The organism is Taibaiella helva (assembly GCF_003545695.1).
Taxonomy (GTDB): domain Bacteria; phylum Bacteroidota; class Bacteroidia; order Chitinophagales; family Chitinophagaceae; genus Taibaiella; species Taibaiella helva.
The window spans coordinates 193,301-219,165 of the sequence record NZ_QUZZ01000001.1 but is presented as its reverse complement, the minus strand read 5'-3'; the positions used below and the strand labels follow the sequence as shown (position 1 = coordinate 219,165).

Below are 25,865 nucleotides of genomic sequence, written 5' to 3'. Positions count from 1 at the left end.
CTCCTGAAACCCGCCAGGGAAAAGGGCTTTCGACGAAAACCATCTTTTTGTCGACGAAGCGGTTTTCGTCGAAAGTCGAATAGTTCAGGCTGTAGGTCTAATAGTGGGAAAGAAGGCTCCGGGGCGATAGTATGTTTGCATCAGAAATCGAAACAAACAACACAAACCTTCAAAAAACAAATCTTATGAAAACGCTTCTCCGTAAAACCGCAATCGCTGCTGCCCTCCTGATGACCCTTACCGCTTCAGCCGTTCAAGCCCAGGATAATGTTCCGGTTTATCTCAAAGCCGCTAATCCTTCTATCGGCATCACGGTTGCCAATGCTACCGGCGCCAGCTTTGCGATCAAAGACCAGAAAGGCAATATCGTGCTGCAGGGTACTGTAAAAAATGACAAGACCTTCTTTATCCCTACCGGCAAGCTGAATAAAGGCACCTACCGCTTTGTTATGGGTAACCTGGTACTGCAGGAGTTCATCATCAAATAACCACTTTTCTTTCTATCATTTCCCTGCCAATAAAAACAAATCTTATGAAAACGCTTCTTCGCAAAACCGCTATCGTTACCGCACTTATCTGCGCCACTACCCTCTCCGCTTTCAGCGCCGGCGCTCGGGAACAAAAGCTGGTCTACAGCAAAGCCCGCCACAGCACTATCGGCATTACTGTCGGCAATGCCACCGGGGCTGCTTATATGATCAAGGATAAAAATGGTAATACCGTACTCACCGGAAAGATCAAGGACAGGAAGACCTTCTTTGTTTCTACCGCCAAATTGGGCAAAGGCAGCTACCGCTTTGTTATCGGCAACCTTGTGCTGCAGGAATTCGAGATCAGGTAAGCCTTAAGCCATAAGATAAGGGGTTACCGGAAGGCAGTGTACCTCCGGTACCACACGATAAGAATCTGTGGTATAGATCGCATCGACGCCGTTAATGGTCGTTCCTTTGCTGAAGATGCCATGGCTGACGATCAGGATCACTTTACCGGCTCCTTTTTCCTTAAGCAGGGCAGCCGTGCCGGCAAAGGTGCCACCACCATCGCAGATATCGTCGATAATAAAGCAGGTATTCCCATCCAGGTGTTCTGTGGTCGTTTTAAAGCTGGTGAGCGCCCCTGTTTTAAGGTCCCGTTCTTTCATACATTCCACCACCCTTTCGGTACCCAGGTATTGCGCCAGCTTATGGATCTTTTTCAGCGCCCCGGCATCGGGCGACACCAGGTACCACGCCTCTTCGCCATTGGCCGCAAAGTAATGCTGCAGCACATCCCGGACGTATTGATGATTGGTTACCGCATAAGACCTTTCGATAAGCGCCGTCGTTACTTCCGAATGCGGATCAAAGATCCTGAGCCGGCGAAAGCCGGCGGAATTGAGCATTGCCGCCACTACTTTTAAAGAAAAGGGCTCTCCTTCCAGCATAACACGGTCCATACGTGCGGCCATCAGGTAAGTCACCGCGGCTTCGACCTGCTCAAACTCCAGGTAGTCCAGGGTGTTCTTGACCAGCAGCAACAGCAGCAGGTCTGCAGGATGATTAACCCGGCAGAGGATACGCAGCGGCGCCTTCCGGTCCAGGCCCGCACAGCTATCCATATCCAGCTTAATATGAGGTTGCCCGTCGGGAAAGACCATGGTCTTATAGCGGATATCCGACTGCAGCGGATCGATCAGGTTGAGTGTATTCATATGGTATTGCCTCCTGGCTGTAAAAATACAGCGGTCTTTTTTATTTATTCCTGCCTTTCTCCTCCGAATACAGCTCTTGCACCACATCGCTTTGCCATGTGGTGCGGCTATCGATGTCCATCGCTGAGATGCGCCCGGTAAAGGCCGCGCCGGTATCGAGGTTCCACACGTTGCAGGCCTTCATTGGTGTCGTTACATCATAATTCAGCGTCGGCGTATGCCCGATATAAATCTCTTCAAACAGTAACAAGCGTTTGGGATAAAGCTTGCTGTCCTTCTTTATCCGCGTATCCATTGTTAGCGCCATTTCCCACAGGGTGCGATCCCAGGAATAATTGCTTTTGTAAGGCTCATGGTCGGGACCGTGCATAGAAGAAAAGCCGGCATGAATGAACAGCCGGTTCTTTTCATCGACATAATAGTTACGCATACGGTTGAAGAAAGACAAGTGTTCCAGCCGCTCCGCCGCTGTTAAACGGGCATAGCTTTCTACCGTCAGCCGGCCACCATGAAACAACCAGGTGTCGTTGGGCAGCTGATCGGCCAGCCAGTCTTCACACCAGGCGTCATGATTGCCTTTGATAAAAATGCAGGCATACCGCTGCTCCAGGGCCATCAGGTAACGGATCACTTCTGCCGACTGCGACCAGCCGTCGACATAATCGCCCAGGAAGATCAGGCTGTCTTCCGGCTGTAGTGCTATTTGCGCCATGAGCTGCTCCAGGGCTTTCAACGCGCCGTGGATATCGCCGATAACAATAGTGCGCTTCATTTTCTGCTCAGCTTCTTTGTTTAAACATTACATCCGACCGCAGCACATATTTGTTGCCCGACTGCAGCCTTGCGCCTTCATGCTTGAGGCTGTGCTCGAAGATAAGCGCCAGTCCCTTTTTCGGCGCTACGTACTCACCAGACTCAAAGCGGGTCTGCCCGCCTTCATAATCGTCGTTCAGGTATACCATAAACGTATAGTAGCTAAACTCTGTTTCGTTGCGCCGGTAGCTGCCATCACGATGCATCCTGAACCGCTGGCCGGGACTGTATTTATAGAAGCGGAACATTTCGTTCAACCCTATCGCATAGCTGCTCCCGAGATGGCTTTCCCGCCTTTGCGGTGAATGGCGCCGTCCACGCCGCCGCCAACCAACAAAGAGCTGTTCGCAGCATTGACGATCGCATCTACCGCCATAGTAGTAATATCTCCATTGATCAGTACTATGTTCATAACTTTACTTTTCCGATAATTGGTCTCTCACGGCCATCAGGGCAAAGCCCAGCAGGTTCTGGCATAGCGGTTGCCGTCCACCTCGGAAGGCGCGATCCACCATTGGCTGAAGCAGCTTGTCGTAACGCCTCCGCCCTTTGCCGGCTGATGTCCCCCCAGAAGAAGAGGAACTTCAGGCGTTCCTGCCTCCGGTATGCTCCTATCAGCCATTCTTTATGATACTTGTTCATGGTTCGTGTTTATTGTCCGGCCCTACAGCTCAGGCACTGCTTCCGGTTGTTGTATCTGTTGTTTCAATCGTTCCCTGATCTCCGCCAGGGTTTGCACTGCGGTGAGCTTACCATCTTTAAATACGGTCTTCAGCTCACCTTGTTGTTCTTCTTCCCAGCTGCACTGATCTTTCAGCTCCAGCCTGCCTGTGGCTGCATTGCGAAAGACTTGCATCAGCCCTTTTGCCGATTTCTTGGTACCGTCATCGGTCTTGGGATCTTTGAAAATATCGCGACCTCTCCCTTCCACTTCACCATAAGTCGCTTTCATGGCGAAGCCGAACGTATCGCGGGTCACGTATTCATAAGTATAAGAACCAATACCCAGCACCACGTTATAGCTGGCAAAACCTTTACGCTTCAGGCCTTCCAGTATCGCATCCTGCCTTTCGGTAGTAATGCTGTCGCCGTAAATAAGACCGATGTGCGGATCCAGCAGCTTATAGCCTTTTTCGGTAACGCTACCGCCGAAGATCTCCCAAAGGCAAAGCACGGCGCCTTTGTATTCAGGGCTTCCGGGTATAGCATCTTCATCACCCACAATGATCTTTACCGGGTCGCCGCTGTCGGGCCTGATCACTACTTTGCCTTCACGCGCCAGTATCTTATCTTTCAGCTGCGGGAGGAATCCTGTGATCACCTGCCAGAAATCCCAGGTATCGCTTACAATAGAAACGATGCCCGCGGGATATACCCTGGTGATCAGCCGCTCAAAGGTCCCGATCTCCCCATCCTGGCTGCCCATGCACATCACGCTGTGTTCCGTAGCCGGCACAGAACTTCCGATCAGCTCCTGCTCACAGTTCGCATCATAATAGGCTTCCAGGAAGTCGATCGCCGGTATGGTGTCCGTACCCGCAAAGGACAACAGGTGGCCGGCGCCGCTCATCAATGCATCTTCCACTCCGCTCATGCCCCTGAAGGAGAAGTCGTGCCCCTGCCAGGGAATGAAGCTACGGTCTGATCCCACTGTTTCTTCCGCATAGCGCGTAAAGGTCTTCAGGTATTGGAAGGCCGTAGTCGCAGAGGTGCAGGGTTTCCAGATGATCGCGCTTATCAGGGTTTCCAGCATATTGGTCAGCCAGAAGAATTCGGGCAGCGTGTTTTTGATGGTCAGCACCGGGACACGCATGGGCACCAGGCTACCTTCGGCCAGTGCCTTTATTTCCAACGGCAGGTAACCAAGATCGTGCAGGGCAACGATATGATCATAACTTACGGCATCTTTGCCCAGGTAGTTGTCCATGCGCCGGGCATAAGCTTTCAGCACCGTTTCCTTTGGTTGGCTGAAGAAGGCTTCGTCAAACTGGCGAACCAGGTATTCCCGGATAAAGTACTGCAGCCCGAAGAACACGATCTCCTGTGTCTCAGGGTTACGGGAACGGCGCGGCGTCATATTGGAATACACCAGGGTGGTACCATCAGGATACTGGAACTTGTGGCCAACCTTATAGCCGTCTTTCAGCAAAATGGGCATTATCGTTTTCATCAGGAAGGGATGTTAAGTTGAAAATTATTTTGTTTCAGATGCTTATTAAAACGGTACAGGTCGGGATGGCGATTCTTCAGGCCTTCTCTCTTCGTTCCGGTAGCGACGATGTATTCTGAGTCCAGTATCTTTCGCCGGAAATTGCGGCGGTCGATAGCGATACCCAGGATCGTCTCGTACAGCTCATGCAGCTCGGTCATGGTAAAGGTATCGTCCAGCAGCTCGAAGCCAACCGGGTGATACAGTATCTTCGACTTGAGCCTTTGCAGGGCCTGGCCGAAGATACGCTTATGGTCGAAGCCCAGGCGCGGTACCTTTTCTACCGGGAACCATTGTACATCATTGGCCATGCTGCCGGCCACAACGGCCAGCCGGTGCGGGTTGATGAGCGCGTAGTACGCCACCGAGATCACCCTGCCGCGCGGATCGCGCCCCGGCTCATCGAAGGTGTACAGCTGTTCCAGGTATAGCTTGTCGATACCCAGCTTGGTCTTCAGGATACGGGTGCATACTTCCAGCAGCGTTTCTTCCATTTGTAAAAATCCACCTGGTAAAGTCCACCCGTTCTTAAAGGGCTCGTCCTTACGATTGAGCAGCAATACCGACAGTTCCTGCTGGTGATAGCCAAACACCACTAGGTCTACTGCCAGGGAGGGATTCTTATAGCTGCTGAACTGTTTTGCCATTTTTAGTTTGCGTTATTATGACGCAAAGTAAAAGTAAAAGAAGCATTCGCACCAAATTTCCGGCGAGTTTTAACAATTTAGCCGGCCATAATGCGGCGCAGCGACGGAAATGGCCATGCCCTCAGCTTCTTTTTCCTTTGTGCCGGTTCTGTTATCGATACTAAGCCGGCGCCAACCTACGTTATTCCTTTATTCCTGAAAACTGATCCTATGAAGATTGTTCCCCATAACCCACCGGCTATATTCTTAACAGATAATACAAGCGACTCCCCTGCCGTTAATTTGCTAATCCCCTAAATAAACAAGATGAAAAAACTACGCTATCTGGCCGCAGCACTATGTCTGCCTGCCTTAACCCATGCACAGAACGGCTTTTATCTCTCTGCTTCGGGTGGGGCCGGTATTACCAATGCCAGCAAACCGGAACCTCCGGGTATTATTCTTGAAGATAAGAGCGCTTTTATGCACTATAGCGCCAGGCTCAACGCGGGCTATCAAATGAACCGCTGGCGCTTCCAGACGGGGATACAATACTTCACCAGCGGCTTTAAACGGGACCTGGTGTTCGGGAATGATTTTAACCCGGCTACTCCGGATATCGTAAACCCCTCCGGCGATCAGCGCGTGACGTTCCATCACATCGGGATACCGGTGCAGGTGGGTTATGCGTTGCCGCTGGGCAATAGACTGAAGCTGGTACCGACACTGGGACTGCTGACAACTTACAACATCAGCGCGTCTATGCGTACAAGAGAAGGTAGCATCAAGCATACCAGCAGCTTGACCGGGGCCGATTTTTCTTCACAATACAATCGTATCTCATTTTGGGGCACGGCCGCGGTCCACCTGGAATACAGGCTGAGCAACAAGGTGAGCCTGTTCGGCGGTCCATCGGCCAACTATATGATCGGCAACCTGGCGAAGCCATCGGTGAATTCCGGTTTTAGCTACTCACAAAGGAACTACACCATCGGCTTCGAGCTCGGGATCAAGCTAGAGCTGTAATTTTCCGGCATACGGGGATAAAAAGAAGCCCGCCCTGCTGCCTTGCCCATAACAGAGCGAGGAGCAGGGCGGGTTTCAGGTATCGCTATTATAAAGATTGCAGAAACTTCAGCAGGGCATCACGGTCGGCTTTGGACAAACGGACGAAGGCGTCCCTGGAACGCTGCGCTTCACCGCCATGCCAGAGAATGGCTTCGGTAAAGTTACGGGCACGACCGTCGTGCAGGTAGAAAGGTGTACCATTGGTCTTGGCAAAAAGGCCGATACCCCATAAAGGCGGTGTGCGCCATTCGTTGCCATCAGCCAGGTAGTCGGGGCGCCCGTCGGCCAGGTCGGCGCCGAGATCGTGCAGCAGCAGGTCGGTGTATGGATGGATGCGCTGGTTGCTCAGCACCGGCTGGCGTACATCAACACCTGTATACAGGGTAGGGATATGGCAACCCGAGCAATTGAGCTGTACAAAGAGCTTCTCACCTCGGAGCGCTTCGGGATCCTCCACATTACGTCGTGCCGGCACGCCCAGGGTCTGTACATAAAAAGTAGTGGCCTGCAGCATGCTGTCGGCCAGCTCGGGATCATCGGCAAGGTCGTCGTTCTGCTCCTGTCCGTAAGAAGATTCGCGGGGGAAGAGATAGCTGGTGATGCCGATATCCTGATGGTAGGCCGAGGCCACCTGTACCATCAGGTTGGGGTTGTTGGCTTTTAGCCCGAAGCGGCCCAGCACGCGCTTTCCGCTGATGGGGTCGTGCACATAATTGGGTCGCCCGCTGATGCCGTCGCCATTGGCATCGCTCTCATCGGCAAAGGATAACAAGGTTTCATCTGGTATCAGCTCCAGCAAGCCCAGGCCGAATACCGGAGGCGCCAGGCGCACCGAAAGCATATAGCCTGCAGGCAGGCTGGTATAGGGATTGTTCATCGTATACACCGGCTTACGCAGCGATACGCTTTCCCCGTCGGCAAAGGTGAAAAGGATCTCGGTATAGTCGATCTTCATTTTAGCCTCTGCATTTTTACCGCTTATGGCTTTATCCTGCAGCTGACCACCGAAGCCGGGGGCAGCCAGCGGCCCGCCGAAGGCATCGGTTCCCGGTATGCTGATACGCGTCAGCAGGGAGGAAGTAATGAGGCCCATTGTGGGCGTACCCTTACCATCATTGTGGTGGCAGCTGACACAGGACACGTTATTATAAACCGGCCCCAACCCCGAAAATAAGGGCGCCGGCGCCGAAACAAAAGTCTGGCCGAACAAGGCATCGCCCAGCTCATGCATAAATGCATCATAGCCGCTCAGGCCGGGAATAGCGGAGCCGAAGGCCTGCGAATTGGACAGGAATATGGTAGCGGCGCCACCCGAGAGGCGGGGATCGTATTGCTCTTCCGGAAACTCCTCCGCTTTACGGCATAAGGTGCCGGTGATCACGATTAACACCAATACCGCCAGTACACTTAACTTCTTCATTTCTGAGCCAAAAATCCCGGCAGCACTGGAAATGCGCTGCCAGGATGATGATAAAAACAACGATTGTACGCCGCGGGCAGCATTAATCGTTTACGTATTGCCGGATATAAGGCACCAGCTTATCGTCCAGGGTTCCTTTTAGCGATTGCAGTGCGGTAAGGGTATTCTGTACTTGGTTACGCTGTATATAGATTGCCTGCTCAAATGTAGTGGTAATACCATCGAAGGAGCCGATCGCCACTTCAAACTTCTGCTTGATCTCCTGGTCCAGGGAAGCATTATTGGCTTTTACCAGGTCGCTCAGGCTCTTTCCGCTACCCGCACCATAAGTACAGAGGTAAACATTGCGCGCCCCGATGATATTGTTCCGGAAATCGGCAATAGAGTTATGGGAGTAAGGCGACTCGGATACCGTGCTATCGGCCTGGGCCGGGTTGTTGGGCTGGAAGGGCTCTACCATTTTGCTTTCGCCTACCTCGCTGCAGATGTCGATCAGCGCATTGGCCAGGGCTTCCAGGGCATCGCGTTTGTTCTCATAACGACTACCGGCGCCGGGGTTCATCAGCTCTTTGCCGAAGTAAGTAGCGCCGGGCAGCCAGCTGGCCTGCAGCTTGCTGACGTTATTCAAAACGTCAGCGGCCAGCGCGGTCATATACTCTTTCTCCCTGGCGGTCAGCTCTGAAGCTTGTTTGTTGCCGCCTGCGCCCCACAGCATATATTCCAAGGGGTGAAAGCCTCTCAGGGTAAGCTCGGCTTCTTCTTCGGGATTGTCCAGACCGGCCAGGTATTCTACGGTAAGCGCCTGGTTGCCGGCCAGCAGGTCGTTCATACGGGTCTTATCCGTTGGCCAGGTGTCCATGTAGGGATCGTAATTATCGTCTTCTACGGGACCGATAAGGAAGCCTTCGCTCTGTTCCCAGATCACGCGCACGGCTTTCCAGGCATTGCGTGCCGCTTCTAAATTGGCTGGTGTAGGATTGGCCGAAAGGGTGGTCACAGCATTGTTCAGATCGGAAGCTTTGGCTTTGAAGTCGGCGTAGAGCGGATTGCCCACAACGTTGACAAAGTCGCTCAGCACCTGGGTCTTAAGCTGGTTAAAATCTTCGACCGGCTGCGGATCAGAATCAGATTTACATCCGGTTTGGGTCGTAGCCAGCAGGGCTAGACCGGCAAGGCCGAGTACTGCATATTTTTTCATAAGGAAGATCTGTATGGGTGTTGTCAAAAAAATAAATCCTTTGTTTTTACAGGGTCACTACCAGGCGATCCCCGTCAATTGCTGTCGGCAGCAGCACCATTGGCTTTGAGGCAGGCCCCTTCTCCACTTTGCCGTCGGCGCTGAACTTACTGCCGTGCAGGGTACAGTAATAGCCGCTGCCGGCCTTGGTCAGCGGATGCCTGGCATGCGTACACATCAATAACATTGCCGAATAGGTACCATCGTCCTTTCTCTGCAGGGCAATGTCGTAGTTATAATTATTGACCCGGAGCAGCTGGAAATTGTGCCCCTCAAACTGTGCCAGGGGAACACTCACCTTGCCATCGGACGGCGCCGCTTTCAGCACGCTGAGCCCTGTACTCCCGCAGGACTCGAGGAACGATGTGCCCAGCAGCGCACCCAGGCTCATTGCCGCACAGGCGCCGCAGGATTGTTTCAGAAAGTTTCTCCGGTCCATAAATATGATCATTAAAAGGAGTAACCGATACCGATATTCAGGAAAGTATTGTTCTCTGCATAAGGCCTGATTACCGGTGGCGGATTAACAAGCAAGGCCTTGTTGAACGGGCCGGTATTGGCCAGCCTTACATCGGCCTTGATCGTAATATTGGGGATAGGCATGAAGTTAAGTCCGGCGATCAGGTGCGATTGCTTCAGCGTACCATCGTAGATACCGTTGCTGGGGATCGTAGCGTTCAGGTCCAGCTTCTCATAGCGGGCAAAGGCAATGAGCTGCTTATTCTCAAATTTTTCATTTTTGATCGTTTCAAAAAGATTGTAGCCTAGCTCGGCATAAACGCCATACATCGCCGAGGGTGTATTGTTGGCATAGCTGCGGTTGATATCACCCGCTTTAGGATAGGAGATATAGCTACCGAGTATCTTGGCGCTGAAGCCATGGGCGGCATACTGTACATCGGCCTCGCCCAGGTAAATGGGCGCCGCCAGCATGCCCGAGGTCATGTGCAGGCTGTCGGCTTCATAGCTGCTGATACCGATGGTCCCTCCGGCGTAACCAGCCACCTGCACCTGGAAGTCGCCCACAAAGGCTTTTATGGAAGCAGTAGCAGCGAGATTGTTGCCGCTGGAACGCTGCCCGCCGCCCTTTCCATCTCCGATACCGGTACCGTGTGTAAAGGAAGAGGCATCGAGGCCGTTCACCACAGCGATGCTGTAGGCAACAGGAAGGGTGCTCATTTGCCCGTAGAAGCCTACGCCTAGCTCCCGCCAGGTAGAAGGAATCACCAGCTGCTCGACCAGGGGGCGCTCTACGCCATTAAAGTTGGTAGGCAGGTGATTTTCGTTGAGGATACCGATACGGGGAATAAAGAGACCGGCGACAAAATATTGCCGCGGATTGATGCTGAACTTAAGATAGGCCTGCTCCATACCGATCTCGCCCTTGGGCTTGCCGCCTTCAATACGGGCGTCGGCGATCTCCAGTTCGGAGAAGAAAGCGATACGGTTGTTGAACTGGTGGCCGACAAACAGGACCACCCGGTCAAGATTCATGGTCGAGGTCTTGTACTGGAAGCTGCGCTGGTAGGAGGCCTGTCCATAGCCGGAGATCACGGTTTGCGCATGATCGGCATTACCACCGGTAAGCAGGTCTTCGCCCGTGTTGGCGATCAATCGCTGGGCCGGAGTCATACCACTCCTGATCTTTTCTTTCTGTTCCGCATCCTGCTGTGCTGCAGCGGTGTAGCCCAACTGCAGGAGGCTCATTCCCAGCAGTAATTTTTTAAACATTGACCCAGGCATTCTGAAAATTTTCGGGCGCAAAGGAACTAAACTTTGCCAATAAAACGGCAGCTAAGGGTAGAAATGACAATAGTATTACAAAATCATAGCCGGGGTCTCGCCGGGGACCGTTACCGGTTCGCCGAATTTTCTCCCGTATTTACCGAAACATTATATTTAAATGAAGTCGCCTTCGTTTAGCTTTGCCCTATCATTCAAAAAAAGAAAACAATGACAAAACGTTTCCTACTTTCCCTGGCACTGGTAATGGGCTTTGCCGGCACCGTCCTGGCCCAGGATTACAAACAGACACTGGGTACTTCTGTAAAGGCATTCTTCGAAGGGAAGGACCAAGCCGAAAAAATCAACCAGAGCAACCGCCTGGGACTTATTGCCAAAAAGTTCAATACCGAGTGGTCTGCATCTTACTATGCCGCCCTGTCCAGGATCATGCTGAACTATGACGAGAAAGATGCTGCCAAAAAGGATGCTTACCTGGATGAAGCCGAGGACTTCCTGGCTACGGCTACTTCCCTGGCCGACAAAAATGATAAAGGCCAGCAGTCTGAGTTGTATGCCATCACGGCAATGCTGGCTAATGCCCGCCTGGGTGTAGATCCGAAGAAGCGTTGGCAGAAATACGGCAAGATCTTCGAAAGCAACCTGGAAAAAGCAAAGGAATATAACCCGGAAAATCCGCGTATTTATTTCCTGAAAGCGACCAGCATATTCTTTACACCTAAGATGTTCGGTGGCGGTAAAAAGAAATCGCTCGAATATTTCGAAAAAGCCGAAGGCTTTTTTGCCAAGGAATCTCATGACGACATCACCAAACCTTTCTGGGGTAAGGAAGCCAATGACGAGTTCATGAAACAGGCCAAAACAGACGACTAAGCACTACTGCTATCATTTTTATCGACGCCGCCCGGTCTTCCGGGCGGCTTTTTAGTCATATGCTCCTGGTACCGGTAACGCGCAGAATACGTATTTTTACCGATACCAGGGCCTGGGCTTTCTGCTATCTTTGTAGTACCGAAAGCCCTTCTCTCCATGCCCGAATACCTGAAGCTCCCCCTGAAATTCGAACCTTTCTTCGAAAAGCGGCGGCTGGATACCTGCACGCTGCAGCAATCCATTGTCCGCAATCTTCACCTGCTGATCACGACCACGGTAGGCGAGAACAAGCAGAACGCAGCCTATGGCTCCGCCTTCTGGGACCATGACTACGACATCCACCTTTCCAATGATGCCCGCAGGGAAATGGTGATCGATTCGCTGCAGCAGCAGATCGCGGCCTATGAGAAAAGACTGGTTGCGGTAGTGGTCGAAGTTAATGTAAGACAAACGCCGGTAAACGAATCGGGCGGCGTACGGCTCCGGCGGCGTATCGAGATCGTGATACAGGGCAGCCTGGCCCGCAGCAACGAACCCTTCCGCTTTGCTACCGGCTTCTTCATAGGGCCGATGGCCTTCGACTGAGCATAGCACGCCAACCGCTCATCCCCGGATATATTTTCTGACCGCTTCTAAACTACGCCCAATCGTTATGCTGAAAAAAGAACAGATCAGAGACCGCATGCTGAAAACGGCCGCAAGGCTATGGGAAATTCCCGAAGGGGAGATCGAATCGAACTTCGACCCCCTGATCCTGCTGCTGCTTGAAACCTGTGCGGGGGAGCTGGAGCAGATCGGCGCCGGCATCAATGCAACGCAAAGCCGCCTTATCGACCGCCTGGCCGAGCTGATCCTTCCCGAAGCGATGATCAATGCGCAGCCCGGCTCCTGTATTATGCAGGCACAGCCGGTAGAAGCCAGGGCCATCCTCGATGAGACCACCAGGTTCTATACCACGCAGCGCCTACAACAGGCGGGCACGGCGGCCTACAACAGGGACTTCTATTTTACCCCCGTCGGCAGCTTCCGGCTGCTCAAAGCCGGCCTCAGCTACATGAAAGCCGGTAACAAATACTTTCGCTTTACACCCAACGGTCAGAAAGAGCTGGTTGGGGACAGCGGCCAGGGCGGCTACTCCGACGAGCTGTGGCTGGCTCTTACGCCGGATAAGGGTCTGAACAGCTTTAAGGGCCTGCAGCTTTTTTTTGATCTTAAAGGACACAGCGAGGCGCCTCTTTTCTATAATAGCCTGCATCATACAAAAGCCTTTGCTGAAGGGCAGGAGCTGGCGCTCGAAAGCGGCTACTATAAAGGCGCCCAGTTTGAGCTGAACCTGGAAGAGGTATTGTCTTCGGGTTACAACTACAGCCGTAAAGTGCACCGGCAGGTTGCGGGGATCTATGCCCGCCAGTTCCTCAATCTGCCGCAGGACCTGAAGCCTGTTCCCGGCGCCATCCCCGACAGCTGGATGGATATGCCGGAAAAAAACCTGCAGGCCTTGCAGGCCGAAGGGGCAGTATTTATCCGGATCACGTTGGGACGCATGTTCCGGCAGGAGACCCTGGACCGCCTGCATTGCAGCATCAACGCCTTCCCGGTAATCAACAGGTCGCTCAATACGCTTAACTACCGCACCGACAATTGGGTGAACATCATTCCCATACCCATCGAAGGCAGCTTTCTAGACCTGCACAGCATTACCGGCTCTTCGGGCGGACGTTACCAGATCAACAGCTCGGCCGACGGCCGGCAGGTAGAAGAGGGAGAAGCTATCGTACGCGCCGGCGGTGTAGGGAAGACCAATGCCAGGGAGGTACGCGAGATCATCGGCAGCCTGATGGAGGCAATACGGGACGAAAGCGCTTACTTCAGCCGCATGAGCAATGAATTTGTGCTGGCGCGGCTGCGGGAGATCACCCGTATCCTGGCGCGGCTCGAAGACCAGATGCAGGTCGCCAGGGATAAAAAAGAAGCCCTGCATTACCTGCTGCTGAAGCCCCGGGCCTCGGGCGAATCGGTAACCGTAAGCTACTGGACTACCAACGGGACCGAAGCGCATGCCGTAAGGACGGGTACCGCGCTTACAGCTTTCAACCACACACTTACACCTTCGCGCGGGGCTTTTACCCTGACCAATGTAACAGGCGGCAAATCGACGGTCACCGATTCGGAGAAAAAATACATCCTCAAGCGCCAGCTTTCTTCCGGGGGAAAGATCGTGAGCGCGGAAGACGTCAAGCTGCTGAGCTACCAGCTACTGGGCGATAAGCTTAAAAAAATAGAGGTGCGCAAAGGGGTGCAGCCGGGAACCGGCCATCAGCAGGGATTCCGGCGTACCATTGATATTTTTCTTACATTAGCGCCCCGGCAAAATGATTCGGAACAAGACGAGGTCAGCTATATTTGCCGGGAACTGGAATATTATCTCAGCCTGCATGCCTCGCCGGTATACCCTTTCAGACTGGTGCTGCAATGAGGCGATCACCTCAAACGGAACCGACGATCCAATGAAGAAAAACCTGCTTTCCCTTTGCCTGGTACTGTTGTGCTGCAATGCTTTTGCACAAAAATACCGTGCCGTGATCACAACCGCCTACGGTAAGATCGAGCTCTTTTTGTATGATAACACACCCAAGCACCGGGACAATTTTGTGAAGCTGGCCAAACAACATTTTTATGATGGCACGTTATTTCACCGCGTAATCCCCGACTTTATGATCCAGGGCGGCGATCCTGATTCCAAAACGGCAAAGCCCGGCACTGCACTGGGAGAGGGTGATGTGGGCTACCGCGTTCCGGCCGAGATCAAACCCGAAAATATCCATAAGCGCGGGGTGCTGGCGGCAGCACGAGACAACAACCCGGACAAGTCCTCTTCGGGCTGCCAGTTCTATATCACTGTAGGTAAAAAATTTAATGAGGCCGACCTGGATAACCTGGCCAAACGTACCGGCCAGCATTATACACCGGAACAACGTGAGCTGTACCGCACCATAGGCGGCACGCCGCACCTGGACGGCAACTATACCGTATACGGCGAAGTGACCAGCGGTATGGATATCGTGGATAAGATCGTAAAGCAGCCGCGTAATGGTATGGACCGGCCTAACGAGGATCAGAAAATATTGAAAATCAGGGTTAAGAAGAAGTTCCTTTTCTTTTGGGTATAAAATTGCTATCAGAAAATCCGGGAGCTTTCCCGGATTCTCTTTATTTGCCAGGATGATGAACACTGCAGCGCTCAAACAAATGCTGGACCGTAAGGTAGCCGAATACGACCAGGCTTCTTTCATTGCCAAAGATCCGGTAAGCATTCCCCACCGCTTCAGCCGGCAGCAGGATATCGAGATCGCCGGTTTTTTCGCGGCCCTGTTTGCCTGGGGTAACCGGACATCCATTATCAACAGCTGCAACCGCCTGCTACGAGCGATGGATGATGCGCCTTACGATTTTGTGCGCAACCATACGGATACCGATCTGAAACCGCTGCTGTCCTTTGTGCACCGCACGTTCAACGCAACCGACCTGTTCTGGCTCCTGCATGTTCTTCAACAGCATTTCCGGAGTTACGACACATTAGAGATAGCTTTTTCACAATTTATCAACTCCTTTTCCCCAGACATTACACCGGCGCTTACGGGATTTCACGATTACGTATTTGCTGAGCCGCAGGCGCCCCAGCGTACCCGCAAGCACATTTCGACGCCGGCCAAGCAGTCGGCCTGCAAGCGGCTCAATATGTACCTGCGCTGGATGGTACGCAGTGAAAGCGCCGTCGATTTCGGTATCTGGAAACAGATCAGCCCTGCGCAGCTGGTGTGCCCGCTGGATGTGCATGTCGCACGTGTAGCCCGCCGGCTAAACCTGCTGACCCGCAAACAGGACGACTGGAAAGCGGCACAGGAGCTTACTGCCGGTTTGCGCGCCTTGGATGCGGCCGACCCTGTACGCTACGACTATGCCTTATTTGGTCTCGGCGTTATCGAAAAATTCTAAAGTGTGGCCAGCGAACCTTGTTCCTGAAAATATTTCTCTATCTTGTAGCTCCAAAGACAAGGTTTTTGGCGGAAAACCATTTAAAACGGCTCCGGGGTCAGGCATATCGCATATAAATTAGACTTTTTTCCCAACGTTTGCCTGTTATCGGGTCGTCTCTGAACTTGGAGTCGCCGCGTCGGTCGTACCGACCGGACCGTTATCCGCTTAACCAAACAGTAAAAAAGCAATTTATGTATACAGCTTTACGACGTTCTATTCTCTTTCTTTGCTTGCTTCTTATCCCTGGTTTTGCTATTTATGCCCAGCTGGTTGTTGTCGACAACCAAACCGCAACGCAGCTGGTAGAGCGGCTCACCGGCTCCGGCGTTACCGTGCTGAACCCTACCCTCACCTGCCCCGGCTTGTCCAATGCCGTCTTTAACGGAACCAGCAACCTTGGTATCGACAGCGGTATTATCCTTACCTCCGGAAGAGCGATGACCTCGCCCGCCGGTATCGGTGTGAATGGCCCCAATACCGGCGGCCCCGGTCCCGACTTTGATAATGGCGCTCCGGGTGATCCTGCCCTGAACAATATTCTTGCCGGCCTCCAGAGCAACAATGCCTGTGTATTGGAATTCGACTTCGTTCCTGCCGGCGACTCTGTGAAATTCGATTATGTCTTCGCTTCCTCTGAATACCAAACTTATTCCTGCTCCCAGTGGAACGATATGTTTGCGTTCCTGATTAGCGGCCCGGGCTTTACCACGCCTTACAATATGGCCCTGGTGCCGGGCACTACGGTTCCGGTTTGCGTCAACTCTACCACCAGCATTATTCCGAACGGCGGGGTCAATCCGTGCAACAGCAACAATTGCACACCCTGTACCAGCATGGCGGCGGGTTCGCCCTTCTCGGCATTCTATATCAATAACACAGGAGGAGCCAGCATAACGTACCGCGGGTTTACCACTCCCTTCACGGCCAAGGCAGAAGTTTCGCCCTGCGATACCTATCACCTGAAGCTGGCGATTGCCGACGGCTCGGCCGGCGGCAACGACGTGATCCTGGATTCGGGTGTATTCCTGAAAGCAGGCAGCCTCAGCTCAACTTCGCTTAAGGTACAAACCTTCGGCGGCGGCGGCCTTGAGCGGCCCTTTACCAATACCGTACGCGGCTGTCCGCCCGGCCTGGTGCGCGTGAGCCGCAACGGCAGCCTGGGACAGGCAATTACCATCCCGCTCAGCATTACGGGTACTGCCGTTAACGGCGTAGATTACAATACCCTGCCCAGCAGCGTTACCATGCCCGCCGGCGACAGTGTGGTCAACCTGTTTGTGAATGGTATTCCCATGAATCCCGCGGTGGGACCCAAATCGGTGATCATCTCGATCCTGTCTCCTTATACTTGCTCCTCTACCAACGAGCCGATCGTATTGTCGAGCGATACGATCATGATCTACGATTCCGTCTATGTAAAGATAATAACACCCGATACGGCAATATGCCGTGGCAGGTCGGTAAACCTGACCGTAGATGCAGATACGGCGCTTGACTTTCTCTGGAGTCCGGCGGCAACAGTAAGCGATCCCCTGGCCCAGAACGTTACGGTAACACCTACTGATCCGACTACCTATATTGTGCAAGTAACGCTGCCAGTGGGCGGATCGGGCTGCGCTCCATCCACGGCGCAGATAAAGATCGACGTCAAAGATACGCCCAGGGTGGATCTCGGACCGGATAAAGCCACCTGCGGAGACGCTGTGCAGCTCTATGCCAGCACCTCGCCACCTAATCCAGATGAACGGTTTTCCTGGACGCCGGTGACGGGACTCAGCGATCCTGAGATCCGTAACCCGATGGCGACACCGCCCACGACTACCGATTATGCGGTAAAAGTGAATCCCGGAGCAATAGGCTGCGACGGCTACGACACTATCAGGGTACGCCTGCTGCCCGACCACATCACGGTGCTGAACAACGATACCGCGGTATGCGCCGGCACGGTCATACCTTTAAGGGCCGACGGGGACACCGCCTTTAGCTACAACTGGACGCCGGAGCCGGATATTGCCGATCCGCTGGCACCGAATACAACCTTGCTTGCACGCACCAGCGGCTATTATACCCTTACGGCTTCGTACCCAGGTTGTATCGATATGCCCGATAGCTTCTATGTAGAGGTACAGCCGGTACCCGATGTCAATATCGGCCCAGACAAAGTCATCTGTTCCTATGATACAATCCAGCTGTATGCAGCGGTGATGCCGACCAATTATCCCAATTACAGTTACCACTGGTCGCCGGGAGCCGGCCTCACCGATTCAACAGCACAGCTTCCCGTATTCAGCGGTGATGCTTCGGTACCTGAGCTTACCGTGAAAGTGACCACACCCCTGGGCTGCGAAGGCAGCGACACCATGGTGGTAACGGTATTTGCCGGGGATTTCTTAACTGTAGTGCCTGATACCGGCGCCTGCCCTCCGGTAAGCATACCGCTGCTTGCCGACGGTGCGACCAACTATACCTGGTCGCCTGACGACGGGCTGGATCACGCTGATATCGCTAATCCTGTTGCGTCGCCTGTAAGCCCCACGCAATACACGGTGCTGGGCGCTAAAGTCTATGGCAACCATACCTGCTACGACACCCAGATGGTAATGGTGAATGTTTATCCTCAGGCTTCCGTGACCCTGCCCGACAGCGTGCAGTTATGGCCCGGCGAAAGCTACCAGCTCGACCCTGCCGGCAATTGCCTTTACTTCCAGTGGTTCCCGCCCTCAGGACTAAGCGCCGACAATATTTCAAACCCGGTGGCCCAGCCTGAAGTGAGGACCCGTTATTTTGTGACCGCCCGTACCGAGTACGGATGTATCATAAAAGATTCCATCGATGTGCTGGTCAATACCGAATCGCTGCTCGATGTTCCCAATGCCTTCACGCCGACCAGCGGCGATTTCACGATCGTACGCCGCGGCATTGCCCATCTCAAATACTTCCGTATATTCAACCGTTGGGGTAATAAAGTATTTGAGACTTCGAACATCGATCAGGGTTGGAATGGACGGTTCAACGACAAGGAACAACCGATGGGTGTGTATATCTATAGTATCGAAGCGACCACCAACACGGGCAAACCCTTTAGAAAAGACGGCAATGTAACGCTGATCCGGTAGGTATAGACGGCTACCGGCCGGATCGCTGAAAGCCTTATTGAGGAAGCGCTTTGAGCGGATTAGACAATCATTATGATTAAAATATAAACATAACCGGAGTTCTATGAAATGATTTGGAGGGTAATAAAAAAAATATTTTGATAATTTTATGGATAATCAAATTTTTTTTGCACTTTTATCTCCCAAAAATTTCTATTAAGAAAATCTCACGGAAATAACTTTTGATAAACAGCTTAACAAACAAATTATGAAGTGTAGAATTACGATTGCGGGCGTTGGCCTGATTGCAGCAGCAATGCTCAACACAGGAAGCGCTCAAGCTCAGGATGTCCACTTTACACAATTCGATGCTTCGCCACTTTTGCTGAACCCTGCAAATACCGGAGCCTTTAACGGCGAAGTACGCGCATCGGCTATTTATCGCGATCAGTGGCGTAGCGTGGTGGGCGCAGCTGCATTCAAAACCTATGCCGTTTCCGTAGATATGCCTATCATCCGTGACATTTCCGTTGACGATTACCTGGCCGGCGGTTTATCTTTATACAACGACCGTGCAGGCGACGGGAACCTGAACAACTTTTCCGCCCTGCTTTCGGTAGCTTACCACAAGTTCCTGGGACAGGACGCCAAGAAGGTGCTGACCGTGGGCTTACAGGGTGGCTATACGCAAAAAAATCTTGATCTGAGCAGGTTGTATTTCGGCGACGAGTTCCAGGAGGGCATGCTCAACCCGGGCACTTCTGCTGAATTCGGCTGGCTGACAACCAAGACCAGCAATTATGTGATCAATGCCGGCATCAACTACGCACAGGCGGTGAGCGAGAAGTTCTCCTTCACGATCGGCGTGGGTGCCAATAATATCAACCAGCCGCTTGAGTCGTTCGATCGCCGTGAGGCTTCCCGCGATGTAGGCCTGGGCATGCGTTATACCGGCCAGCTCGGCGCGATCATTGGCGTGGGCGACCGCTTTACGCTGAAACCCGCAGTCCTGGTGCAATCGCAGCAAAAAGCGATGGAGATCATTGCCGGTAACGAATTCAACCTGAAAGTAGGTAATGAATATGACCTGCCCACTGCTCCGGCAGTATTCGCTGGCGCCTGGTACCGCCACGAAGATGCGATCATGGTTACTGCCGGTCTTGAATGGAAAGGCTTCCGTGTAGGTGTGGCTTATGACTACAACACTTCCGATCTGAAGAATGCATCGGATGGTAACGGTGGTTTTGAGATCTCCCTTCGCTACATCGCTCCCAGCCCGCTGGCCTTTGCCCGCAAGCTTCTCTACCCCTGCGGACGTTTCTAATTTCTTACTGTAAGGCTCTTTAAAATTCTATTTGTTTCCTACATAATTGGGTGGTAAAACAGAACATAACTAATTCACAGGAGCCTGCCAGATAATTTTAAAAAAAATTTGGCAGGTTCTTCGTTTTTTATAAATCAATTTCTACTTTTATAGCCCAGGTTTTTAATTTAATATCATTTAATCAACGTTGCACGCACATGAGACGCAAATCGTTACTCTATCTATTTTCAGCCATTATCCTGGCAGCCGTTGTACAGAACGATGCTTTGGCGCAAAAAGATAAATACCGCAATAAAGCAAACGATCCTGTAACCCAACTGGGTTATGAGAAGAAATTGCGTTGGGCAGACGGGCTTTTTAAATCGGGCAGCTATTACAATGCCGCAGATTACTACGCCCAGCTGCTGCAGGAGCAACCACGTAATCCCTACCTGAACTATCAGGCAGCGGAATGCGCGTGGTTCATGCGTGACTATGTTCCGGCGGCAGATTACTACGGTAAAGTATATTCCTTGGCTTCCGCCTTATATCCTGAAGCTATTTACAAACAAGCCCAGATGCTGAAAATGCAGGGCAAATACGAAGAAGCGATCAACCGTTTCCAGAAATTCATTACCGATAACCCCAAATCCTTCAAGAAGCTGAAGAAAAGGGCGCAGCGCGAGATCGACGGCTGTAAAATGGCGATGAACTCTGTAAATAATCCCATTCCGGCCAATGTAAAGAACCTGGGCCCCAATGTAAATACCGCATATACTGAGCTGTCGCCTTATCCCCTGGGAGATACTGCGCTGCTTTTTGCAACGATGAAATCCAACAACCAGGTAGAAGTAGGTAAGGAAAAACGTGCCGACTATGTGTCCCGCTTCATGGTTTCCCATAAATTCAAGCGCCACGAAGAACGCGACACTTTCCAATGGCCCCTTGCCTTCCTTGATGGTCGCTTCAACGATGCCAAATATCATACCGGTAACGGCTGCTTCAGCCCCGGAGGCGATCGTTTTTATTTTACCCGTTGCCTGGAAAATGACAAGAATGAAATGACCTGCCGTATCTTCTGCTCTACCTTTGAAAAAGAGAAATGGGGAGAGCCCGTGCTGCTGGGCAATGGCATTAATGAAGGTGAATTTTCCAATACACAGCCCTTCATCGCTAAAGTGGGTAAAAAAGAAGTGCTCTTCTTCTCTTCTAACCGTACCTTACAAAGCCGCGGTGGATACGATATCTGGTATTCTGTATTTGACCCACGCCAGAAGACCTACCGTCGCCCCCAGAATGCCGGTAAGCAAATCAACACCGAGGGCAACGAAGCGTCTCCTTATTATGACAGCCGCGTAAACAAGCTGTACTTTTCATCCGATGGCTGGGTAACTATGGGTGGCTTCGATATTTACTCCGCCGATGGTGGTCCATCCCGCTATACCAACCTGACCAACCTGGGCTATCCTATCAATACTTCAGCTGATGAGCTGTACTATATCAATGACCCTGCAGGCAAACCCGATGCTTATGTAGTAAGTAACCGTATCGGTTCTATAGCCTTGAAAAACCCGACCTGCTGCGACGATATCTGGCGTGTCCAATACGAGCCTAAGATCTATGCTATGGGTAAGGTGCTTGATCAGAAATCACAGAAACCCGTACCGCAGTCAGTAGTGAAAATGGTGGATGAGGCCGGAAACCTGAAAACCTATAACTCCGAGGACGGACAATTCCAGTTCCTGACTGCCAGGGGCCACAATTATGTGCTGACTGCCGATAAAGCCGGCTATCTTTCTACCAAAGCTACTGTAAGCACAGAAGGCATCAGGCGCCAGGATCCGGATGATACCGTATTCGTAACCATTTATGTGGACAGCTTCGCAATCAATAAAGATTACGAAATGGCCAATATCCTGTACGATTATGATAAAGCAAGCCTGCGTCCTGAGTCTGCCGCTTCACTGGAAAAGCTGACCGAGCTGATGAAGAACAATCCTTCCCTGGATGTGAAGATCTTCTCTTATACCGACAGCAAGGGTACTGATGCATACAATGTAAATCTTTCCCAGCAAAGGGCCGAGTCTGTGGTGAACTACCTGGTTCGTAACGGTATTGACCGCAGCAGGCTTTCTGCACAAGGCATGGGAGAAAAAAATCCTGTAGCGCCCAATACAGATGCCAAAGGAAAAGATAATCCTGATGGCCGCCAGCAAAACCGTCGCACTACTTTCCGCATCATGACCGACGTGCCTACCCGCCGTACGATCTATGACAGTACCAAGCCTGGTAACATAGGCGAACAGGAGAAAAACCTGCAGCAGGGCGAAGGCACTGAAGAGCAGGAGCCTTCAGATGCCGATTCACAATTCGGCAATCCCGGCAGCCGTGTGAATTAATCAACAACTTAATTACCGATAGCGAAGAGCGCCCTGTACTGCGGGGCGCTCTTTTATTTCAGCTCAGGCCTGCGTTTACAGCAATTGTTGGAAAGCCTTGCTGCGATGCTTACTTTTGCGCCATGAATCATATCAAGCTTTCCTTCCCGGTAACCGACCAGGACCGCAGAGAGACATTAATGGCCCTGCTGTCGGCGCTGGACTTTACCGGCTTTGAGGAAACAGACGCGTTGCTGATCGCTTATGCCGACGAAGCGCACTATGACCAACCGGCGGTAGAAGAGATTGCCGAAAACCTGCAGCTTAGCTTCGACGCAGAACAGGTAGCCCAGCGCAACTGGAACGAGGAATGGGAAAAGAACTTTCAGCCGGTGATCATTGATGGCTTCTGCAGCGTACGCGCCGACTTCCATCCCCGCCCGGAGCATGTTGCCTATGATATTGTCATTACCCCGAAAATGTCGTTCGGCACGGGACATCATGCCACCACAGCCCTTATGATGACCTTCATGCGGGAGCTGGATATGAAAGGTAAGGAAGTGTTCGACTTTGGTACCGGCACCGGTATACTGGCGATACTGGCTGAAATGCTGGGCGCCGAAAGCGTGCTGGCCATCGATAATGATGAATGGTCTTTTGAGAATGCGCAGGAAAATTGTACCCGTAACCATGCGACCAGGGTTGACGTACGACTGGCTGATACGCTGCCGGCATCGGCGACTTTTGATATCATCCTGGCCAATATCAACCGGCATATCCTGCTGGCCTATATGGATCGCATGGCAGCCTTGCTGCGCCCTGGCGGCATATTGCTGCTGAGTGGTATTTTACCGGAGGATACAGCGGTTATAGCGGAGGCAGCAAAGGCCCAGGGATTCACTTATCAGAAAGAGCAAGCCGACAGGAACTGGGCATGTATGCAGTATTGCAAGGCCTAGCCAATAGATCGCGGCCAGCAGAACGGCAGCTCTGCCGGCTGTTTCCCCGCCTTATCGAAAGGGTACGTACTTAGAGGGATTGAAAATTACCAGGGAAGAAAGGGACACATCAATTGTCTTTATCCAGGTGCTCGGCTTCTACTTTTTCGATGGCTTTTTGCGCCGCCATTTGCCCCGCTTCTTTTTTGGTATAGCCGGATGCGGTCATGAAGGGCTCACCATCTACTTCGATCGCTACGGTAAATACTTTACGGCCGGCCTCGATCTTTTCGCTCAAGGTAACAAAGTCCAGGTGCTTTCCGCTCCGCTGCGCCCAGGTGTACAGCTTGTTCTTAAAGTTGTACTCTGTTATTTCCAGCTCCTCGATATCAATGTAAGTAGCCAGCATGCGCTTCAGGATGAACCGGCGGGTCTTTTCAAAGCCGGCATCGAGATAAATAGCGCCAACCAGCGCTTCCAGGGCATTGCCGAAGATATGGCTGCGGCGCAGCATCTTATCGTTCTTGTTGAAACGTACGATTTTCTGCAGGCCCATCCGCAGCGCGATCTCGTTGAGCGAGGCCCGGCTTACGATCTTGGACCGCATTTCGGTAAGATAGCCTTCGTGGCGGGTGGGATATTTTTTAAACAGGTATTCGCCTACGATAGAGCCGATGAAAGCGTCGCCCAGGTATTCCAGGCGCTCGTTATTATTGGCGACCACATCGCTCTGGGACCTGTGGGTAATAGCGGAGATGTAATATTGCAGGTATCCCGGCTTAAAGCCCAGAATATTCTTGAGCGCTTTCTGAAGTGCTTTGTCTTCTTCTGAAAAACGGGTGAAAATATTTTTCGAAAGGCTCAATGCTGCTACGCTTCGATTTTTTTGAAGATCACGGATGCATTATGGCCGCCAAAACCGAATGTATTACTGATCGCAGCATTTACGGTACGTTGCTGCGCTTTGCTGAAAGTAAGATTCAATCTCGGGTCAAATGCCGGATCGTCGGTGAAATGGTTGATGGTCGGGGGAACAATGTTGTTCTTTACCGCCAGGATGGTAGCTACAGCCTCGATAGCGCCGGCAGCACCCAGCAGGTGGCCGGTCATCGACTTGGTAGAGCTGATGTTCATGTTATAGGCGTGCTCGCCGAATACCTTCTGGATGGCAGTAATCTCGGCGATATCCCCTATTGGTGTAGACGTACCATGCACATTGATATAATCGATGTCTGTCGTCTTCAGCTGCGCATCTTCCAGGGCATAGTTCATCACGTTGATCACGCCCAGGCCTTCCGGATGCGGCGCGGTAAGGTGGTAAGCATCGGCGCTCATACCACCGCCTACTATTTCGCAGATGATATTGGCTCCGCGACGTTTGGCATACTCGTACTCTTCCAGGATAACACAGGCGCCACCTTCTCCCAGCACAAAGCCATCCCGGTCGAGATCGAAGGGGCGGCTGGCGGTTTTAGGATCGTCGTTCCGCTCGGAGAGCGCTTTCATTGCATTGAAGCCGCCGATGCCCGACTGGGTAACTACAGCTTCAGATCCTCCGGCAACAATCGCGTCAGCCTTTCCCAAACGGATATAGGTGAGCGCATCGATCATGCCGTGAGTGGAAGAGGCGCAGGCGCTTACCGTGGCAAAGTTGGGACCGCGAAAGCCGTACTTCATGGAAATATGGCCGGAAGCAATGTCGAGGATCAGCTTGGGAATGAAGAAGGGGTTGAACCTCGGTGTGCCGTCGCCGGCATTGTAATTGGTCATTTCTTCGATAAAGGTGATCATGCCACCGATACCGGAAGACCAGATAACGCCGATACGATCCTTATCGAGGGAAGGATCGTCCAGCTTAGCCTGCTGAATGGCTTCTGTAGCAGCCACCATAGCAATCTGCGAAAAGCGGTCGAGCCTTTTAGACTCTTTTTTTTCCATGTAGTTATCTACATTGAAATTCTTCAATTCGCAGGCAAACTTGGTCTTAAATTTCTCAGCATCAAACTGTTTAATGAAGTCGGCGCCCGAAACGCCATTGATGAGCGCGTTCCAGTATTCACTTACGGTATTACCAATGGGAGTTAGGGCGCCGAGTCCCGTTACAACTACTCGTTTTAACGTTACGTTCATTTAAACTAATTAGATTACTGAGATGCTTAATCGGGGGGATAATTACTTCACGTGTTCTTCCAGATAGGCAATAGCCTGACCTACGCTACCGATATTTTCTGCCTGATCATCGGGAATAGAGATGTTGAATTCTTTTTCGAATTCCATCATCAGCTCTACTGTATCCAATGAATCCGCTCCAAGATCGTTGGTGAAACTAGCTTCAGGAGTTACTTCTGATTCGTCAACGCCTAATTTGTCAACGATGATTTTCTTTACGCGATTAGCAATTTCGGACATAATGTTTGCAATTTAAGTTAATGGT

General features: G+C 52.0%; 26 protein-coding genes. 12 read left to right on the top strand and 14 right to left on the bottom strand.

Going from position 1 to position 25,865, the window contains the following annotated elements; genetic code table 11:
- The first annotated feature begins 185 nt into the window (after positions 1–185).
- Both DZC79_RS00930 and DZC79_RS00925 read left to right on the top strand, forming a co-directional pair.
- The gene (locus tag DZC79_RS00930; protein WP_157976839.1) at positions 186–488 is read left to right on the top strand and encodes a hypothetical protein; all 303 of its coding nucleotides are present in this window, start codon (positions 186–188) and stop codon (positions 486–488) included.
- Between the two features lie 44 nt (positions 489–532).
- The gene (locus tag DZC79_RS00925) at positions 533–841 is read left to right on the top strand and encodes a hypothetical protein (protein ID WP_118949666.1); all 309 of its coding nucleotides are present in this window, start codon (positions 533–535) and stop codon (positions 839–841) included.
- 3 nt (positions 842–844) lie between these two features.
- On the opposite strand, the gene prs is transcribed toward DZC79_RS00925, so the two are convergent.
- Genes prs through DZC79_RS00895 form a run of 7 tightly spaced genes read right to left on the bottom strand, consistent with a single transcriptional unit; the run spans position 845 to position 5,359 of the window.
- On the bottom strand, positions 845–1,690 hold the full coding sequence (gene prs, locus DZC79_RS00920) for a ribose-phosphate diphosphokinase (RefSeq protein WP_157976838.1): 846 nt from the start codon (positions 1,688–1,690) through the stop codon (positions 845–847).
- Between the two features lie 40 nt (positions 1,691–1,730).
- Positions 1,731–2,462, bottom strand: a complete 732-nt coding sequence (locus DZC79_RS00915) for a metallophosphoesterase family protein (protein WP_118949664.1) — start codon at positions 2,460–2,462, stop codon at positions 1,731–1,733.
- A gap of 7 nt (positions 2,463–2,469) precedes the next feature.
- On the bottom strand, positions 2,470–2,751 hold the full coding sequence (locus DZC79_RS00910) for a 2OG-Fe(II) oxygenase (protein WP_118949663.1): 282 nt from the start codon (positions 2,749–2,751) through the stop codon (positions 2,470–2,472).
- An 11-nt stretch (positions 2,752–2,762) separates the two neighbouring features.
- Positions 2,763–2,915, bottom strand: a complete 153-nt coding sequence (locus DZC79_RS00905) for a macro domain-containing protein (protein ID WP_198666717.1) — start codon at positions 2,913–2,915, stop codon at positions 2,763–2,765.
- Positions 2,916–2,951: 36 nt separating this feature from the next.
- Positions 2,952–3,125 carry a hypothetical protein gene (locus DZC79_RS21030; RefSeq protein WP_157976837.1) on the bottom strand — a complete coding sequence of 58 codons (174 nt, stop codon included), beginning with the start codon at positions 3,123–3,125 and terminating at the stop codon, positions 2,952–2,954.
- 42 nt (positions 3,126–3,167) lie between these two features.
- Entirely contained in the window at positions 3,168–4,673 is a 1,506-nt protein-coding gene (locus DZC79_RS00900) for a nicotinate phosphoribosyltransferase (RefSeq protein WP_198666716.1), read from the bottom strand.
- Positions 4,673–5,359 (bottom strand): NUDIX hydrolase, encoded by a 687-nt coding sequence (locus DZC79_RS00895; RefSeq protein WP_118949662.1) that lies wholly within the window; start codon positions 5,357–5,359, stop codon positions 4,673–4,675. Before DZC79_RS00895 ends, DZC79_RS00900 begins: the two co-directional genes overlap by 1 nt.
- Positions 5,360–5,665: 306 nt before the next feature.
- Between DZC79_RS00895 and DZC79_RS00890 the strand changes: the two genes are divergently transcribed.
- Positions 5,666–6,364, top strand: a complete 699-nt coding sequence (locus DZC79_RS00890; protein ID WP_118949661.1) for an outer membrane beta-barrel protein — start codon at positions 5,666–5,668, stop codon at positions 6,362–6,364.
- 88 nt (positions 6,365–6,452) lie between these two features.
- Here the strand turns inward: DZC79_RS00890 and DZC79_RS00885 are convergent, their stop codons facing one another.
- The 4 genes from DZC79_RS00885 to DZC79_RS00870 all read right to left on the bottom strand — a co-directional run bounded on the left by DZC79_RS00885 (position 6,453) and on the right by DZC79_RS00870 (position 10,794).
- Positions 6,453–7,826 (bottom strand): di-heme oxidoreductase family protein, encoded by a 1,374-nt coding sequence (locus tag DZC79_RS00885; RefSeq protein WP_118949660.1) that lies wholly within the window; start codon positions 7,824–7,826, stop codon positions 6,453–6,455.
- Between the two features lie 82 nt (positions 7,827–7,908).
- Complete coding sequence (locus DZC79_RS00880) at positions 7,909–9,024, bottom strand: imelysin family protein (RefSeq protein ID WP_118949659.1); 1,116 nt, start codon at positions 9,022–9,024, stop codon at positions 7,909–7,911.
- A 46-nt stretch (positions 9,025–9,070) separates the two neighbouring features.
- A complete protein-coding gene (locus tag DZC79_RS00875; protein ID WP_198666715.1) occupies positions 9,071–9,502 on the bottom strand; it encodes a QcrA and Rieske domain-containing protein in 432 nt (143 codons plus the stop codon).
- A gap of 11 nt (positions 9,503–9,513) precedes the next feature.
- Positions 9,514–10,794 (bottom strand): hypothetical protein, encoded by a 1,281-nt coding sequence (locus DZC79_RS00870; protein ID WP_118949658.1) that lies wholly within the window; start codon positions 10,792–10,794, stop codon positions 9,514–9,516.
- A 222-nt stretch (positions 10,795–11,016) separates the two neighbouring features.
- Here DZC79_RS00870 and DZC79_RS00865 point away from each other — a divergent pair, with 222 nt between their 5' ends.
- The 9 genes from DZC79_RS00865 to prmA all read left to right on the top strand — a co-directional run bounded on the left by DZC79_RS00865 (position 11,017) and on the right by prmA (position 23,452).
- Entirely contained in the window at positions 11,017–11,679 is a 663-nt protein-coding gene (locus DZC79_RS00865; RefSeq protein WP_118949657.1) for a hypothetical protein, read from the top strand.
- 156 nt (positions 11,680–11,835) lie between these two features.
- Positions 11,836–12,264, top strand: a complete 429-nt coding sequence (locus DZC79_RS00860; protein ID WP_118949656.1) for a GPW/gp25 family protein — start codon at positions 11,836–11,838, stop codon at positions 12,262–12,264.
- 67 nt (positions 12,265–12,331) lie between these two features.
- Positions 12,332–14,155 (top strand): type VI secretion system baseplate subunit TssF, encoded by a 1,824-nt coding sequence (locus DZC79_RS00855; RefSeq protein WP_118949655.1) that lies wholly within the window; start codon positions 12,332–12,334, stop codon positions 14,153–14,155.
- A 31-nt stretch (positions 14,156–14,186) separates the two neighbouring features.
- A complete protein-coding gene (locus tag DZC79_RS00850; RefSeq protein WP_118949654.1) occupies positions 14,187–14,849 on the top strand; it encodes a peptidylprolyl isomerase in 663 nt (220 codons plus the stop codon).
- A 52-nt stretch (positions 14,850–14,901) separates the two neighbouring features.
- The gene (locus DZC79_RS00845; protein WP_232831725.1) at positions 14,902–15,675 is read left to right on the top strand and encodes a TIGR02757 family protein; all 774 of its coding nucleotides are present in this window, start codon (positions 14,902–14,904) and stop codon (positions 15,673–15,675) included.
- A 233-nt stretch (positions 15,676–15,908) separates the two neighbouring features.
- A complete protein-coding gene (locus tag DZC79_RS00840; protein ID WP_118949653.1) occupies positions 15,909–18,833 on the top strand; it encodes a choice-of-anchor L domain-containing protein in 2,925 nt (974 codons plus the stop codon).
- Positions 18,834–19,080: 247 nt separating this feature from the next.
- Entirely contained in the window at positions 19,081–20,136 is a 1,056-nt protein-coding gene (locus DZC79_RS00835; protein WP_118949652.1) for a PorP/SprF family type IX secretion system membrane protein, read from the top strand.
- A 197-nt stretch (positions 20,137–20,333) separates the two neighbouring features.
- Positions 20,334–22,514 (top strand): OmpA family protein, encoded by a 2,181-nt coding sequence (locus tag DZC79_RS00830; protein WP_118949651.1) that lies wholly within the window; start codon positions 20,334–20,336, stop codon positions 22,512–22,514.
- A gap of 122 nt (positions 22,515–22,636) precedes the next feature.
- Entirely contained in the window at positions 22,637–23,452 is an 816-nt protein-coding gene (prmA, locus tag DZC79_RS00825) for a 50S ribosomal protein L11 methyltransferase (RefSeq protein WP_118949650.1), read from the top strand.
- A 109-nt stretch (positions 23,453–23,561) separates the two neighbouring features.
- On the opposite strand, the gene rnc is transcribed toward prmA, so the two are convergent.
- From rnc to DZC79_RS00810, 3 genes are read right to left on the bottom strand one after another with little or no spacing between them, the layout of a single operon-like run.
- Positions 23,562–24,296: a ribonuclease III gene (gene rnc, locus DZC79_RS00820; RefSeq protein WP_232831724.1), complete on the bottom strand. Its 735-nt coding sequence runs from the start codon at positions 24,294–24,296 to the stop codon at positions 23,562–23,564.
- A 5-nt stretch (positions 24,297–24,301) separates the two neighbouring features.
- Entirely contained in the window at positions 24,302–25,561 is a 1,260-nt protein-coding gene (fabF, locus tag DZC79_RS00815) for a beta-ketoacyl-ACP synthase II (RefSeq protein ID WP_118949649.1), read from the bottom strand.
- Between the two features lie 42 nt (positions 25,562–25,603).
- Positions 25,604–25,840, bottom strand: coding sequence for an acyl carrier protein (locus tag DZC79_RS00810; protein ID WP_106520856.1), 237 nt, complete (start codon positions 25,838–25,840; stop codon positions 25,604–25,606).
- Between the last annotated feature and the right edge of the window lie 25 nt (positions 25,841–25,865).

What these genes read in the sequence shown, in the direction of transcription:
- DZC79_RS00930 (WP_157976839.1), top strand. Translation starts at nt 186, where the DNA reads ATGAAAACGCTTCTCCGTAAAACCGCAATCGCTGCTGCCCTCCTGATG.
- DZC79_RS00925 (WP_118949666.1), top strand. Translation starts at nt 533, where the DNA reads ATGAAAACGCTTCTTCGCAAAACCGCTATCGTTACCGCACTTATCTGC.
- prs (WP_157976838.1), bottom strand. Translation starts at nt 1,690, where the DNA reads ATGAATACACTCAACCTGATCGATCCGCTGCAGTCGGATATCCGCTAT.
- DZC79_RS00915 (WP_118949664.1), bottom strand. Translation starts at nt 2,462, where the DNA reads ATGAAGCGCACTATTGTTATCGGCGATATCCACGGCGCGTTGAAAGCC.
- DZC79_RS00910 (WP_118949663.1), bottom strand. Translation starts at nt 2,751, where the DNA reads ATGTTCCGCTTCTATAAATACAGTCCCGGCCAGCGGTTCAGGATGCAT.
- DZC79_RS00905 (WP_198666717.1), bottom strand. Translation starts at nt 2,915, where the DNA reads ATGAACATAGTACTGATCAATGGAGATATTACTACTATGGCGGTAGAT.
- DZC79_RS21030 (WP_157976837.1), bottom strand. Translation starts at nt 3,125, where the DNA reads ATGGCTGATAGGAGCATACCGGAGGCAGGAACGCCTGAAGTTCCTCTT.
- DZC79_RS00900 (WP_198666716.1), bottom strand. Translation starts at nt 4,673, where the DNA reads ATGAAAACGATAATGCCCATTTTGCTGAAAGACGGCTATAAGGTTGGC.
- DZC79_RS00895 (WP_118949662.1), bottom strand. Translation starts at nt 5,359, where the DNA reads ATGGCAAAACAGTTCAGCAGCTATAAGAATCCCTCCCTGGCAGTAGAC.
- DZC79_RS00890 (WP_118949661.1), top strand. Translation starts at nt 5,666, where the DNA reads ATGAAAAAACTACGCTATCTGGCCGCAGCACTATGTCTGCCTGCCTTA.
- DZC79_RS00885 (WP_118949660.1), bottom strand. Translation starts at nt 7,826, where the DNA reads ATGAAGAAGTTAAGTGTACTGGCGGTATTGGTGTTAATCGTGATCACC.
- DZC79_RS00880 (WP_118949659.1), bottom strand. Translation starts at nt 9,024, where the DNA reads ATGAAAAAATATGCAGTACTCGGCCTTGCCGGTCTAGCCCTGCTGGCT.
- DZC79_RS00875 (WP_198666715.1), bottom strand. Translation starts at nt 9,502, where the DNA reads ATGGACCGGAGAAACTTTCTGAAACAATCCTGCGGCGCCTGTGCGGCA.
- DZC79_RS00870 (WP_118949658.1), bottom strand. Translation starts at nt 10,794, where the DNA reads ATGTTTAAAAAATTACTGCTGGGAATGAGCCTCCTGCAGTTGGGCTAC.
- DZC79_RS00865 (WP_118949657.1), top strand. Translation starts at nt 11,017, where the DNA reads ATGACAAAACGTTTCCTACTTTCCCTGGCACTGGTAATGGGCTTTGCC.
- DZC79_RS00860 (WP_118949656.1), top strand. Translation starts at nt 11,836, where the DNA reads ATGCCCGAATACCTGAAGCTCCCCCTGAAATTCGAACCTTTCTTCGAA.
- DZC79_RS00855 (WP_118949655.1), top strand. Translation starts at nt 12,332, where the DNA reads ATGCTGAAAAAAGAACAGATCAGAGACCGCATGCTGAAAACGGCCGCA.
- DZC79_RS00850 (WP_118949654.1), top strand. Translation starts at nt 14,187, where the DNA reads ATGAAGAAAAACCTGCTTTCCCTTTGCCTGGTACTGTTGTGCTGCAAT.
- DZC79_RS00845 (WP_232831725.1), top strand. Translation starts at nt 14,902, where the DNA reads ATGATGAACACTGCAGCGCTCAAACAAATGCTGGACCGTAAGGTAGCC.
- DZC79_RS00840 (WP_118949653.1), top strand. Translation starts at nt 15,909, where the DNA reads ATGTATACAGCTTTACGACGTTCTATTCTCTTTCTTTGCTTGCTTCTT.
- DZC79_RS00835 (WP_118949652.1), top strand. Translation starts at nt 19,081, where the DNA reads ATGAAGTGTAGAATTACGATTGCGGGCGTTGGCCTGATTGCAGCAGCA.
- DZC79_RS00830 (WP_118949651.1), top strand. Translation starts at nt 20,334, where the DNA reads ATGAGACGCAAATCGTTACTCTATCTATTTTCAGCCATTATCCTGGCA.
- prmA (WP_118949650.1), top strand. Translation starts at nt 22,637, where the DNA reads ATGAATCATATCAAGCTTTCCTTCCCGGTAACCGACCAGGACCGCAGA.
- fabF (WP_118949649.1), bottom strand. Translation starts at nt 25,561, where the DNA reads ATGAACGTAACGTTAAAACGAGTAGTTGTAACGGGACTCGGCGCCCTA.
- DZC79_RS00810 (WP_106520856.1), bottom strand. Translation starts at nt 25,840, where the DNA reads ATGTCCGAAATTGCTAATCGCGTAAAGAAAATCATCGTTGACAAATTA.